This window comes from Luteirhabdus pelagi (assembly GCF_016827595.1).
Taxonomy (GTDB): domain Bacteria; phylum Bacteroidota; class Bacteroidia; order Flavobacteriales; family Flavobacteriaceae; genus Luteirhabdus; species Luteirhabdus pelagi.
On sequence record NZ_JAECMS010000005.1, the window covers coordinates 99,988 to 114,679 of the forward strand.

Here is a 14,692-nt window from a genome sequence, read left to right on the forward strand (position 1 = left end):
TTTGTAAATTGTGGGGAATGAATTTTCTCGCACATATCTATCTTTCTGGTGAAGATGAAGGCGTTATCATCGGCAATTTTATCGCCGATGGCATTAAGGGGAAGAAATACAAAAAATTCCCCGCCGATATTCAAAAAGGGATTTTGTTGCATCGCGCCATCGATAGCTATACCGATGGCCATCCCATCGTTCGACAGAGCACGGCAAGATTACATGAAAATTATGGTCACTATAGCGGTGTGATTGTCGATATTTTGTACGATCATTTTTTAGCGAAGAATTGGAACAGCTATCATGAACAACCGCTAGCCAGCTTTGTAGATGATTTTTATGAATTGTTGCGAAAAAACTTCACCATGTTACCTGCCCGAATCCAACGTATGATGCCTTATATGATTGCTGACAATTGGCTACTGAGTTATGCTACGGTTACTGGTATTAGCACCATTTTGGCACAGATGAATATACGAACAAAAGGGAAGTCGAAGATGAATTTTGCAGTGATGGAACTGGAAACCTATTATGAAGAATTTGAAACTGAATTCACTGCTTTCTTCACCGAACTGGAGGAATACGCAAAAAACAAACTGACGGAACTTTCATGAAATATTCGATTTATCTCTTTGTACTGATACTGTTTTGGAGTTGTAAGGAGGCTCCTACCATTGAACAGGAGCAACATTCCGAAATTCCGGAAGCTCCGAAAATTGGACTAATTGCTGATCATGCCATGGTCGTTTCGGCTCGGGAAGAGGCTTCAAAAATCGGGGTGGAAATTTTAAAGAAAGGTGGCAATGCCTTCGATGCCATGATTGCCACCGAAATGGCGTTGGCAGTGGTCTATCCATATGCTGGAAATCTTGGCGGTGGCGGTTTTATGGTGTATCGTACCCAATATGGTGAAATTGGCAGCTTCGATTATCGGGAGAAAGCTCCGCTAAAGGCTCATCGCGATATGTATTTGGATGAGGATGGTGACTATCAATCCGACAGAAGTAAGGTCGGTGGTTTGGCAGTTGGCGTGCCAGGAACGGTTGCAGGTATATTCGAAGTACACCAAAAATTGGGATCGCTTCCGATGGAGGTTATCCTACAGCCCGTGATTGAACTTGCCAGAAATGGCTATGTCGTAACTGTCTCGCAAGCAGAACGGTTTCAACAATATGATTCGATTTTTACAAAGGTGAATGGTACGCAAATTTTATATCGAAATACGATCAAAAAAGGCGATACCGTTCGAAATCTTCAACTTGCAAACACATTGGAAAAAATAGCGCTGCAAGGCCGGTACGCATTTTATGAAGGGGATGTAGGAGAAGCCTTAGTATCCTTTTTGAAAAAGAACGGGAGTATCATTACCATGGATGATCTAGCGGCTTACGAGGCTGAATGGCGCGAACCGGTGGTTTTTGAATATGATGACCTACGGATTATTAGCATGGGACCTCCCTCCAGCGGTGGCGTCGTTTTGGGCCAAATTATGAAAATGATTGAACCGTATCCATTGTCAAAACATGGGCATAATTCTGCGAAGTACATTCAGCTACTGACGGAAGCGGAGCGTCGGGCATATGCGGACCGGTCGAAGTTTTTGGGTGATTCCGATTTCGTTTCAGTACCTATCGACAGTCTGCTTTCGGAACGCTATCTTTCCAAACGGATGGAAGATTTCAGTTTCGATGCCGCTACCCCTTCAGAAGAAATACAACCCGGAAGCCTTCAATGGATAGAAAGCACCGAAACCACTCATTATTCTATAATCGATTCACTCGGAAATGCGGTAGCAGCCACGACCACCTTAAATGCTGCTTATGGTTCAAAATTGTATGTTTCGGAACTCGGATTTTTTCTGAATAATGAAATGGACGACTTCAGTGCGAAACCTGGTGAACCGAATATGTTCGGACTAATCGGTGGGGAAGCGAATGCCATCGCTCCCCAAAAGCGGATGCTATCGAGTATGACGCCCACTTTGGTCGAAAAGCGCGATAGCTTGTGGATGACCCTCGGAACGCCCGGAGGAAGTACAATCATCACTTCAGTACTTCAAACCATCCTAAACGTGCACGAATTTAATATGAACATGCAACAAGGGGTGAATGTTCCGCGTTTTCACCACCAATGGCTTCCCGATGAAATCATTTTTGAACCAGAAGGCTTTCCCCAAACATTGATAGATAGTCTTCAGAAAAAAGGTTATATCATTCAGGCAAAACAAACCCCAATTATTGGAAAAGTGGATGCTATTTTGGTTCGTGATGATGGAACCTTGGAAGGCGGCGCAGACCCTCGTGGCGACGATGCCGCAATTGGATATTAAACAAACCTAGCTGTTAATCGTACATTTTAAGCACTATATCGAATTGTAGGTAAAATACTACAATTTGTAGGAGATTTACGTATTTTTGAAGGGCTGACAATCAAGAGTTATCACACATGAAACCCTTAAAAAAAGTCAAAGCAAGTTTGGGGAGACAAAACAACATAACCAATTATATTTCAAAACTTTTAAGGCCTTTGAAGGGGATTAATTTTTTCCTTTGAAGTAAATTTCTTTTGCACCCCCGCAACACGCTTATATAATGTAAAATTCAATGAAGAAAACATCCTTCTTTAGAGATTGGTATGTGCTCATTCCGCTCGTTTTTAGCGGAATGTTGTTCATTGGATTATTATTTCTACTACTTCAGAAAAGTGAGGACACTCCGGAGTTTGTAACGCAACTCGAAGATATGGTCGGTGTCTTTATGGGAATGGCTGGTTTCATTGCGGCCTTATTATTGGCATACATCGCTAGTGTTGCCTTTCGAAAAAGAAATCTTCGTGACAAGGCACAGACCGAGTGGAAAAACCTGATTCAAAAAGTCTACGATTTCCGAGAGATTATTTCACTACTGCTTCGATCAAAAATGTGGCTACCTGGATTGAAAGAATATATTGATGAAGAATTTGCGGGCCTTACCTTTTTTCAAGTGAAAGAATTCTATAAAGGAAAATCGAAACTTGCTATCGAATTCCTTCAGGAAAACCACAACTACGCCGGAACGGAAAATCTTTACCTCGAATTAAAATCGTTGCTCTTCACCGAAGTGAAACAAAAAAAACTACCCGAAAATATCGCCACGCCACGCGAATTTTCCCTTCCGCTTATCGAAAAATGGCTCGAACACAAATGTGGCTCGGGTCTCTGGTATTATTTCGGCTACAAATATGGAGCGTACAAGGATGCGCTCGATTTAGAAGCTGTTTTTGAACGCCACCAAGAAAAGATCATGTTGTTGGCCAACTCAATCGATAGCGATGTTTTTGAGGACTCCTCTTTTAATGAAGTTTTTCTCTCTAAACTAGGAGAGTACATGAATAAGAATATTTATCCAGAGCTCTTCCAGCTTCAAAAGCAGAACCAAAGCAAAATGCCGGCACTTAGCCTTCAGTTTTATGGCATTTTCATTGCTCTGACATGGATTGGAATCTTGCTTCCCTTGATAACCATTCTATTGGATTTACCGACGCTATTACTTTGCATTAGCTACGCTTTTACCGCTAGTTTACTGTTTTTCACCTCCTTGACCTTCTTCCGCTTCCTTACCAAAAACGTTTCTTCCTAACCCTGCTTTTTAACTATTTGTGCGTTCGTCTGGGGTACAAAATTTCCAATCAATTAAGTACCTTTGCAAACTATGGCGAAAAATGATGAGTTTATTGAGGTTTTAGGGGCTAGAGTCCATAATTTAAAGGATATAGACGTTTCCATTCCCCGTGAAAAACTCGTAGTAATTACCGGCCTTTCCGGAAGTGGAAAATCATCCCTCGCCTTCGATACTATTTATGCGGAGGGACAGCGACGTTATATCGAAACCTTTTCGGCCTATGCCCGTCAATTTTTAGGGAATCTTGAACGTCCAGATGTCGATAAAATCGAAGGGCTTTCCCCCGTAATCGCCATCGAACAAAAAACCACCAGTAAAAGTCCGCGTTCTACCGTTGGGACCATTACCGAAATTTATGACTTTCTTCGGTTGTTGTACGCGCGCGCTAGCGACGCCTATAGTTATAAGACAGGTGAAAAGATGGTGAGCTATAACGATGAGCAGATACAAAGTCTGATCAAGGAAGAGTTCAAAGGGAAAAAAGTTTCCATCCTTGCCCCAGTCATTCGCTCCAGAAAAGGTCATTATAGAGAATTATTCGAACAGATTGCAAAGCAAGGTTTTGTGAAGGTTCGCGTCGATGGTGAAGTAATCGATATCGTAAAGGGCATGCGGATCGATCGTTATAAAACACACGATATTGAAATGGTGATCGACCGGTTGAAGATTACCGATACCGAAGAAAACGACAAACGACTTCACGAGAGCATCCAAACGGCCATGTATCATGGCGATGATGTGTTGATGGTGTTGGAAAATGACACCAATGAGGTTCGTTATTTTAGTAGAACGCTCATGTGTCCAACCAGTGGAATTTCATATCCCACACCAGAACCCAACAACTTTTCCTTCAACTCGCCCAAAGGCATGTGTCCTAATTGTAAAGGTCTTGGGAAACTACATGAGGTTAATCTTGATAAAATCGTTCCCGACCCTTCACTTTCCATTAAAAAAGGAGCATTGGCACCGCACGGGCCTCAAAAAAGCAATTGGATCTTTAAACAATTGGACCTCATCGCAAAGCGATACGGTTTCGAGTTAACCGACCCTTGGAAATCGATTCCCGAAGAAGCCAAGGAATTGATCTTTCACGGTGGAAACTCATCGTTTGATGTCGATTCCAAAACCTTGGGCATAAAGCGCAACTACAAAATCGATTTTGAAGGGGTTGCTACCTTTTTAAAAAACACCTACGACAAAAACGAATCGAAGTCACTGCGTCGCTGGGCAAAGGAATACATGGATAAAGTAACCTGTCCAGAATGTGAAGGCAGCCGACTTCGGAAGGAGTCACTTTACTTCAAAGTGAATGAAAAGAATATCGCCGAACTGGCGCAGATGGATATTGTGGAGCTGGATGAATGGTTTCAATCGTTGCCTAAAAAACTAAACGAAACCCAATGGAAAATCGCTTCCGAAATCGTCAAGGAAGTCCAAACCCGACTCGGATTTTTAGTCGATGTTGGATTGACGTATCTCGCTCTCGATCGAAGCTCTAAGTCGCTTTCAGGTGGTGAAGCACAGCGAATTCGTTTAGCAACACAGATCGGTTCGCAGTTGGTAGGTGTGCTCTATATTTTGGATGAACCCAGCATTGGGCTTCACCAAAGAGACAATCAGAAATTGATTCATTCCCTTGTTTCACTCCGTGATATTGGAAACTCTGTAATTGTGGTGGAACACGACAAGGAAATGATTGAAAGTGCCGACCATGTTATCGATATTGGTCCGGCCGCAGGAAAACATGGTGGTCAGATCGTTTCCGAAGGAACACCAACCGAAATCCTGAATCATGATACCCTTACCGCTGCCTACCTAAACGGTTCAAAAGAAATTGAAGTCCCCGAAAAAAGACGGGAAGGAAACGGTAAGACGCTAACGCTAACAGGAGCTACTGGGAACAATTTAAAAAATGTTACCGCAAAATTCCCTTTGGGGAAAATGATTGGGGTTACAGGCGTTTCCGGAAGCGGAAAATCGACCTTGATCAATGAGACCCTCTACCCTATTTTAAATGCACATTTCTTTAATGGGGTGAAAAAACCTATGCCGTACAAAACGATTAAGGGCTTAAAGCATATCGATAAGGTGATCGATATCAACCAATCGCCTATCGGTAGGACACCGCGATCGAACCCGGCGACATATACGGGTGTCTTTTCAGAAATTCGAAGTCTGTTTGCAAAGATTCCGGAAGCACAGATTCGCGGGTATAAACCGGGACGTTTTAGTTTTAATGTGAAGGCGGGTCGTTGCGAAACTTGCAAAGGAGCAGGATTGAGAGTAATTGAAATGAACTTTCTGCCTGATGTTTATGTTGAATGTGAAGCCTGTCAAGGAAAGCGCTTTACGCGTGAAACCTTGGAAATTCGATATAAAGGTCATTCTATTTATGATGTATTGGAAATGACTATTAATGAGGCCTGCGAATTTTTTGAACACATTCCGAAGATATATCGCAAACTGAAAACTATCCGTGACGTAGGTTTGGGTTATATTACGTTAGGTCAGCAATCGACCACTCTTTCCGGAGGGGAAGCACAGCGAATCAAACTTGCTACTGAACTATCGAAACGCGACACGGGAAATACCTTTTACATTTTAGATGAACCGACCACTGGACTTCACTTTGAAGACATCCGTGTGTTAATGCAGGTATTGAATAAATTGGTCGACAAAGGAAATACCGTCTTGATTATCGAACACAATCTGGACGTTATTAAGGCTGTGGATCATATTATCGATATTGGACCAGAAGGCGGAAAGGATGGCGGAACCGTGATGGTAACCGGTACTCCAGAGGAGATTATTAAAGACAAAAAGAGCTATACCGCCCATTTCCTAAAAAAAGAATTACATTCGCTTCCGCATAAAATAGAAAGCTAGGGAGCGGGAACATCCTGAATTTACTACAATAAAGCATCATGAGAAACGAAGCTAAACATAAAAACTGGAACGAGGTAAAGACAAACGATTCTTGGGCAATCTTCAAGATTATGGGAGAGTTTGTGAACGGCTATGAGAAAATGAGCCGAATTGGGCCTTGTGTTTCTATTTTCGGTTCTGCCCGTACCAAGCCAGACCACAAATACTATCAGTTGGCAGAACGCATTGCCAAAAAGATTACCGAAAACGGCTATGGTGTAATTACGGGGGGTGGACCTGGAATTATGGAAGCGGGTAACAAAGGGGCGCATTTAGCCGGTGGAACCTCGGTTGGACTGAATATTACACTTCCCTTTGAACAACACGATAATCCGTATATCGATAGCGATAAGAGCATTGATTTCGATTATTTCTTTGTTCGAAAAGTAATGTTTGTGAAGTATTCACAGGGTTTTGTAGTAATGCCAGGTGGCTTTGGAACCCTTGATGAGTTTTTTGAAGCCTTGACGCTTATTCAAACGCATAAAATTGACAAATTCCCCTTGATTCTGGTTGGAAGTAAATTTTGGACTGGGCTGTGGGAATGGGTGAAGAGTACGCTTTTGGAAGCTAATAATAATGTAAGCCCAGAAGATTTAGAGCTTGTGCATGTTGTCGACACTGAAGATGAAGTACTCGAAATTCTGAACGACTTCTACAGCGAATTTAATCTTAGTCCGAACTTTTAATGAACCTCACTTTTTCCCCAAATATTCGCAGCCTGGCGGTTGCACTTCTAGCATGGGTGGCGGTTCCCTGTATGGCGCAGGAAACCATCACGACCATGTTTTATAACTTATTGGAGTTTCCAGAAGCTTTTCCAAACGATCGCGCGTTGATTTTGCGTGAAATTTTAGATGAAGCAAGCCCCGACATTTTTATGGTGTGTGAGCTTCAAAATGAAGATGGTGCCGAACAGATTCTGAACAATTCGCTGAATTATGAAGAACAGCGCTACGCCCAAGCTCCTTTCTTCTATAATCAATCCAGCCCGTCCAACCTCCAACAATTGGTTTACTACCGAAGCGACAAGATGGCGCTGGTGTTTTCGGAAGTAATTACCACTTCCATTCGCGATATTAATCGCTATGTGTTTCGCTTCAACACTGATGATCAAAGTGAAGATCCTATCTTACTCGAACTATACGTTGCCCATTTAAAGGCGAGTCAGGGTCCTTCCAACGAGGCGCTTCGATTGGAAATGGTGGAAACATTTACCAGTCGCTTACAAGGGTTGAATCCAAATGCGTATGTAATCTTTGCAGGCGATCTAAACGTGTATTCCTCGGGCGAGCCTGCCTATCAGGAGTTGTTAGATCCCACAAATGCCATTGTTATGAAGGACCCTATCGATAGGCCGGGCAATTGGAACAGCAACTTCAACTTTCAGGACATTCATACCCAAAGTACCCGCGAGAGCTCTGGAACGTTCGGAGCTGGCGCCGGTGGCGGAATGGACGATCGTTTCGACTTCATTTTAGTTTCCGAAAATATGTTGACGGACCCAACACTTCGCTATGTAGAAAATTCATACAAAGCTTTTGGAAATAATGGAAATTGCTATAACGATAGTGTAAACGATTTTGATTGCTCAGGTAGTTATTCGCAGCAACTTCGCAACAATCTTTATAACATGAGCGATCACTTACCAGTGCTCTTGCAATTGGAAACAAATAAGGACATTGTTCTCAGCGGTACAGAGTTTGCAGTAGGGAAAACGCAGATTGAAGTGTTTAAAACAGTAGTCAACCATTCACTCGAAGGTTTTATTCCTTTTGAAAAGGTAACTACAACACTCCAGGTGTATAATGTTTTAGGTCAGATGGTAAAAAGTCAATCGTTTCAGACAGGAACTTTCGAACTGAATGTTTCAGACCTTGCCAATGGTCTGTATTACATCAAAGCTAAAGGCCACTCAAATCCAATAAAATTTTTAAAAGCTTCTTGAAACAATCGCTTCTAATATGCTGTTTTTTACTGCTGACCATCACAACACTGATGGCACAGCAACATATTGCCATTGAAGCGACCCTTGATACGGAGGACGACACTTTCGCTATATCGCAAGAAGTTGATTTTCAAAATACTTCAGAGACTGCACTTTCTGAAATCTACTTCAACGATTGGCCGAATAGCTTTTCGACTAAGACGTCAGAATTAGCAAAACGCTTTGCGGAAAACTTCAGCAGCTCGTTTCACTTTGAAAAAGAGGAAGACCGAGGCCGTACCGATCTTTTCAGTATCGCTACCAATGGAATTCCATTAGAATGGAAGCGCGAGGCGGCCGATATTATAAAGGTTTCACTTAAAAACCCACTTCCGCCGGGAGAAACGGTCAACATTTCACTATTATATAAAGTAAAGGTTCCCGACGCCAAGTTTACGCGGTATGGCGTAACGTCACAGAAAGATTATAGGTTACGTTATTGGTATATTTCGCCTGCGGTTTATGATGGAAAGTGGCATGCGTACAGCAATAAGAATGTAGATGACCTTTATCTTTCCCCATCCGATTTTACTATTCAACTAACCCTTCCATCCTCCTACAATGTTGCAAGTCCGTTTCGTGAAGTATCGAATACAACTGAAAATGGTACGCGAACGGTTACCTTAGAAGCAATGCAGCGCAGCCAAGCGCCTTTGGTTTTGGAGCGACAATCTACTTTTGAAACGATTGAAACGGATAAAGTAGACGTTCTGACAAACATCATCGACCCCAATGTTCCGGACCCGATGCGCGCACTTTTTATAGACAGGATTATCTATTTTTTGGATGATAAGCTTGGTGCGTATCCTTTCGAGAAGATTATGGCTACCGAAACCGATTATCGCAACAACCCGGTGTACGGCCTAAACCAGTTACCCGATTTTATCAGTCCATTTCCCGACGGTTTTGAATATGAAATGGAACAATTGAAAACCATCACACGCGAGTACTTGGAGTCGTCACTACCCCTTCATCCTAGGGAGGAGTATTGGCTAACGGGAGCCTTACAGATCTACATGATGATGGAATATGTAGACACCTACTATCCGAAGATGAAAATAATTGGGAAACTCAGTGATTTTTGGGTGATTCGATGGGCGCATGCGGCCGATTTGGAATTCAACGATCAATATCCGGTGCTTTATTTAAATATGGCCAGAAATAATCTTCAGCAGTCATTAACAACACCAAAGGATTCGTTGATAAAGTTTAATAAGGAAATCGCGAACGACTATTACGGGGGTGCCGGGCTTCGCTACTTAAAGGATTATTTAGGTCAAGAACCGTTAGAAAACACGATTCGTTCATTTTACGAACGAAACCGCTTAAATAAAGAGGTGACGCCCTCCGATTTTCAATCATTGTTGATGGAAAACACCTCGCTTCCCGTCGATTGGTTTTTCTCCGATTACATCGATTCCAGGACCACAATCGACTTTAAAATAACAAAGGTTGAAGAAGTCGGCGATTCGCTTCGAGTAACGGTCAAGAACAAGCGAAAGAGTGCCATGCCGGTTTCCCTTTATGGGCTAAACAATGATGAAGTGCTATTTAAAAAATGGCTTCCTCCTATCGATAAAACAGCTGAGATTACGGTTGCTGCCGATAGCGTTCGAAAATTGGCCTTGAACTATGAGGCAAAAATTCCGGAATACAACCAACGAAATAACTATAAAGCGGTAAAGGGATTGCTAAACCGTCCGCTTCAGTTTCGATTGTTTCAGGATGTTGAAGATCCGAAATACAATCAGGTATTCATCATGCCCGTGTTCAAATATAACCTATACGATGGGTTTATCGTGGGACCCCAATTATATAACAAAACAGTACTTCCGAAAGGTATTCACTACAAATTATCACCGCAGATTGGCCTTCGTTCCGGTACTATTGTAGGGAGTGGCTCTATTGCCTATACCCAAAACATCGACAATAATAGTGACCTCTATGCCATGCGATATGGTTTTGGGGGAAGCTATTTTTCGTATGATCGCGGTTTATTTTATAAACGGTTTACACCGTATATCACCTTCGCCTTCAGAAACGATGATCTTCGTGATAATGAAAAACAGTTCATCAATTTACGGAGCGTGAATGTTTTTAGGGATGAAAACCCATTGGATCGGCAGCAGGACCCCAATTATAGCGTGTTCAACTTTCAGTATGTATACTCGAACCCAAATTTGATAAACTACTTCCGAGGGGTTGTGGATTACCAAATTTCATCGAAATTTAGCAAGCTTTCAGCCGAATTGGAATATCGAAAGCTTTTTCTAAGCAATCGCCAACTGAACATACGTTTCTTTGCAGGTGCCTTTCTCTTCAACGATACAAGAGAAGAAGACGATTTCTTCAGTTTTGCACTGGATAGACCTACCGATTATCTGTTCGACCATAATTATTATGGCCGAAGTGAAGCTTCCGGACTGTTTAGTCAACAGCTAATTCTGGCAGAAGGCGGCTTTAAGTCACAACTGCAACCCCAATACGCCAATAGTTGGATAACCACCGTAAATGTAAGCACTAATATTTGGAAATGGATCTATGCCTACGCCGATGCAGGGCTTGTTCATAATACAGATCGCGGAACTCAAGGTGTTTTCGACACAGGTGTTCGTGCTAGCTTGGTCGCCGATTATTTTGAACTCTATTTCCCACTCTATTCAAATTTAGGTTGGGAACCAGGCTTAGACAACTACGACCAACGCATTCGGTTTATTGTTACCTTGGAATTAAAAACCCTGCTAGGGCTTTTCACCAGAAAATGGTACTAAGATGAACTTCTTCAACGACATTAAAATTATTCTGCTGCTTTGTCTAACGTTAGGCTTAGCTCCTTTTTTTCCCGAACCACATATCTGGGGAAAACTGCGATGGATTGCGGGTGGTGCCGAGGGCATGCAACTTATGGATTGGTTTGATGTACTCCTTCATGGGTTTCCGTTTCTTCTCCTGCTTCGCTATATCGTCCTTAGACTAAAGCGTTCCTAACGATTTCTTCAACCTTCTATCGTTGCAAAATAGGCCTGTTTTCGCTACTTTTGCAGGGCTTAAAACATCTACCATGCAGACAAACCCTCAGACGAACAGCGACTTATCTTTCGAGGACTTCCAAGCAGAAGTCATGAACGATTATAAAATTGCGGTCACCAGCCGTGAATGTAGCTTGTTAGGTCGAAGAGAAGTACTTACCGGGAAGGCGAAATTTGGAATTTTTGGAGATGGAAAGGAAGTACCACAACTTGCATGGGCCAAGGCGTTCAAAAATGGCGATTGGCGAAGTGGATACTACCGCGATCAAACCTTTATGATGGCCATTGGGAAACTGGATATCCAACAATTCTTTGCTGGACTCTATGCGCATACCGATGTACAGGCCGATCCAATGAGCAGTGGTAGACAGATGGGCGGACATTTTGCAACCCATAGTTTGAATGATGACGGCAGTTGGAAAAACTTAACGGCACAAAAGAATAGTAGTGCCGACATCTCTCCTACCGCGGGTCAAATGCCACGATTGTTAGGACTTGCACAAGCTTCTAAAATCTTTAGAAACGTAAAGGGCATAAAAGACAAGACCAATTTTTCCATCAATGGCGATGAAGTAGCCTGGGGAACTATTGGGAATGCAAGTACAAGTGAAGGCTTGTTCTGGGAAACCATCAATGCCGCTGGCGTATTACAGGTACCAATGGTTTTGAGTGTTTGGGATGATGAATACGGAATTTCCGTACATGCCCGCCACCAAACCACCAAAGAGGATATTTCTGAAATTCTAAAAGGTTTTCAACGAACCGAAGACGAGGAAGGATATGAAATTATTCGCGTTAATGGGTGGAACTATCCTGAATTGGTGGAAGCTTACCAAAAAGCTTCAAAAATCGCTCGAAATGAACATGTTCCCGTTCTAATTCACGTATTGGAACTCACACAGCCGCAAGGGCATTCTACCAGTGGTAGCCATGAGCGGTATAAAAGTGAGAATCGTTTGGCTTGGGAACAGGAACACGATTGCAATGTGAAGATGCGCGAATGGATGATTTCCAATAATATCGCAACCGACGAGGAGCTCTCGGAAATAGAGAAAAACATTAAAAAGGAAGTGCGCGATGGCAAGAAGGCAGCTTGGAAAGCTTTCATCGCACCACAACAAGAGGAACAAAGAGAACTTCTTAGTCTACTCGAAAAAGTAGCCGCAAACAGCCAAAATAAAAATTTCATCAATAAGCTTAAAGATGAATTAGCATCCGATAAGGAACCGCTTCGAAAGGATATCCTAGGAACGGCTAGAAAAGTACTTCGCTATCTCGTATCGGAAGATTCACAAGAAAAGAAGCAATTGCTTCAGTGGATCGATGCCTATTACGAGAAAATTCAACCGAAATATTCGGCGCACCTGTACTCTGAAGCAAGTAATAAAGCAACTACTATAGAACCTGTAGCGCCAAAGTATGACGGTAATGCAAAAGATGTTGATGGACGTGTCGTGTTGCGGGATAACTTCGATGCTATCTTCGATAAACATCCTGAAACCTTAATTTTCGGTGAGGATAGTGGTGAAATTGGCGACGTGAACCAAGGATTAGAGGGTATGCAAGAAAAATATGGTGCATTGCGCGTTGCCGATGCAGGTATTCGTGAAGCGACCATCCTCGGACAAGGAATTGGAATGGCGATGCGCGGCTTACGTCCGATTGCTGAAATTCAATACTTGGATTATGTCTTGTATTGCTTGCAGATTATGAGCGATGACTTAGTAACCGTTCGTTATAGAACTAACGGAAAGCAAAAAGCACCGTTAATTGTTCGTACCCGTGGTCACCGTCTAGAAGGTATCTGGCATAGTGGCTCGCCAATGGGCGGATTGGTACATTTGCTTCGCGGAATGTATGTACTCGTACCGCGCGATATGACAAAAGCGGCCGGTTTCTACAATACCCTACTCGAAACCGACGAACCGGCATTAATTGTTGAATGTTTGAACGGTTACCGCCTTAAAGAAAAAATGCCTAGCAATTTAGGGGAGTTTAAGACGCCTATCGGTGTGGTGGAAACGGTAAAGGAAGGGAATGATATTACCTTGGTTTCCTATGGAAGTACTTTACGTATCGTTCAAGAAGCAGCCAAGGAATTGCAGCAAGTAGGAATCGATGCTGAAGTAATCGATGTGCAATCACTTCTACCACTTGATCTCAATCATGATATGGTGGAAAGCGTGAAGAAGACAAATAGATTGTTGGTTATCGATGAAGATGTACCAGGGGGTGCTTCCGCCTATATTCTTCAACATATCGTTGATGAGCAAAATGGCTATCGTTATTTAGACAGCAAACCGCAAACACTATCAGCAAAGGCACACCGTCCTCCGTATGGAACCGATGGCGACTATTTCAGCAAACCATCAGTGGAAGATGTTTTTGAAACGGTCTATGCCATGATGCATGAGGCAAATCCGAGCGATTTTCCCAAGTTAAGATAGTCATAAAGTAGTCAGATTATTTAAGGAGAGTTTCTATCTTATAGTTTCATTCAATATGAAAACTATGAAGAATCAATACCTCCTATTCCTATTTTCCCTAACCATTTGTATTTCATCCTTCGGCCAAGTTAGCAAAACGGAACCTTCACGAATTGACGAAAGTGAAGTCCCCGAAGCTGTAACCGATAATCACAATTACTTTTTCCCCAATAGTTTCAACACTATTTGGAAAATGCAAGATGGCTTTAGCGATACGGCAGATACAGCAGTACGCTATATCGTTTCGTTCGACGATGGGCAAAATCAATCGTACACGGCCTCCTATTTACCAGGAGGGCAGGCAATATTCCACTCTAAGTACATGGATACTCGGAATCTACCTGAAAATATCATGATTAAATTGAAATACAACAATAATGATTTCGAAATGTACGCAGCAGACCTTATCACATTGTATACTCCGGAAAGACAGGTATATCAAGTTTGGCTTCGAAAGGATACACAGGTGAAAAAGAAATTCTTCGACATCGATGCACAGCCAATCGATGAACGAACCCTTCCGCCAGAACTAATCCTATTCACCCGACAATAACATCGATAAATAAAGTATTTTGAAGAAAATTCTTATAAATATTTTGATTTCTCAATTATTTT

At 42.4% G+C, this 14,692-nt stretch carries 10 protein-coding genes; all 10 read left to right on the plus strand.

Annotated features, from left to right (window positions below):
* Nucleotides 1-17 precede the first annotated feature (17 nt).
* The 10 genes from I4Q58_RS12930 (at nucleotide 18) to I4Q58_RS12975 (ending at nucleotide 14,630) form a co-directional block, all read left to right on the plus strand.
* On the plus strand, nucleotides 18-605 hold the full coding sequence (locus I4Q58_RS12930) for an acyl carrier protein phosphodiesterase (protein WP_203296316.1): 588 nt from the start codon (nucleotides 18-20) through the stop codon (nucleotides 603-605).
* Complete coding sequence (gene ggt / locus I4Q58_RS12935; RefSeq protein WP_203296317.1) at nucleotides 602-2,320, plus strand: gamma-glutamyltransferase; 1,719 nt, start codon at nucleotides 602-604, stop codon at nucleotides 2,318-2,320. Before I4Q58_RS12930 ends, ggt begins: the two co-directional genes overlap by 4 nt.
* A 274-nt stretch (nucleotides 2,321-2,594) precedes the next feature.
* On the plus strand, nucleotides 2,595-3,608 hold the full coding sequence (locus tag I4Q58_RS12940) for a hypothetical protein (protein ID WP_203296318.1): 1,014 nt from the start codon (nucleotides 2,595-2,597) through the stop codon (nucleotides 3,606-3,608).
* A 72-nt stretch (nucleotides 3,609-3,680) separates the two neighbouring features.
* Nucleotides 3,681-6,536 (plus strand): excinuclease ABC subunit UvrA, encoded by a 2,856-nt coding sequence (gene uvrA, locus I4Q58_RS12945; protein ID WP_203296319.1) that lies wholly within the window; start codon nucleotides 3,681-3,683, stop codon nucleotides 6,534-6,536.
* Between the two features lie 38 nt (nucleotides 6,537-6,574).
* Nucleotides 6,575-7,264, plus strand: coding sequence for an LOG family protein (locus I4Q58_RS12950; RefSeq protein ID WP_203296320.1), 690 nt, complete (start codon nucleotides 6,575-6,577; stop codon nucleotides 7,262-7,264).
* Nucleotides 7,264-8,523: a T9SS type A sorting domain-containing protein gene (locus I4Q58_RS12955; RefSeq protein WP_203296321.1), complete on the plus strand. Its 1,260-nt coding sequence runs from the start codon at nucleotides 7,264-7,266 to the stop codon at nucleotides 8,521-8,523. Before I4Q58_RS12950 ends, I4Q58_RS12955 begins: the two co-directional genes overlap by 1 nt.
* Entirely contained in the window at nucleotides 8,520-11,333 is a 2,814-nt protein-coding gene (locus I4Q58_RS12960; protein ID WP_236002929.1) for a gluzincin family metallopeptidase, read from the plus strand. The genes I4Q58_RS12955 and I4Q58_RS12960 overlap by 4 nt, the downstream gene beginning before the upstream one ends.
* A 1-nt stretch (nucleotide 11,334) precedes the next feature.
* Nucleotides 11,335-11,550, plus strand: coding sequence for a hypothetical protein (locus tag I4Q58_RS12965; protein WP_203296322.1), 216 nt, complete (start codon nucleotides 11,335-11,337; stop codon nucleotides 11,548-11,550).
* A 73-nt stretch (nucleotides 11,551-11,623) separates the two neighbouring features.
* Nucleotides 11,624-14,038, plus strand: coding sequence for an alpha-ketoacid dehydrogenase subunit alpha/beta (locus tag I4Q58_RS12970; RefSeq protein ID WP_203296323.1), 2,415 nt, complete (start codon nucleotides 11,624-11,626; stop codon nucleotides 14,036-14,038).
* A 64-nt stretch (nucleotides 14,039-14,102) separates the two neighbouring features.
* Entirely contained in the window at nucleotides 14,103-14,630 is a 528-nt protein-coding gene (locus I4Q58_RS12975; protein WP_203296324.1) for a hypothetical protein, read from the plus strand.
* The last annotated feature ends 62 nt before the right edge of the window (nucleotides 14,631-14,692 follow it).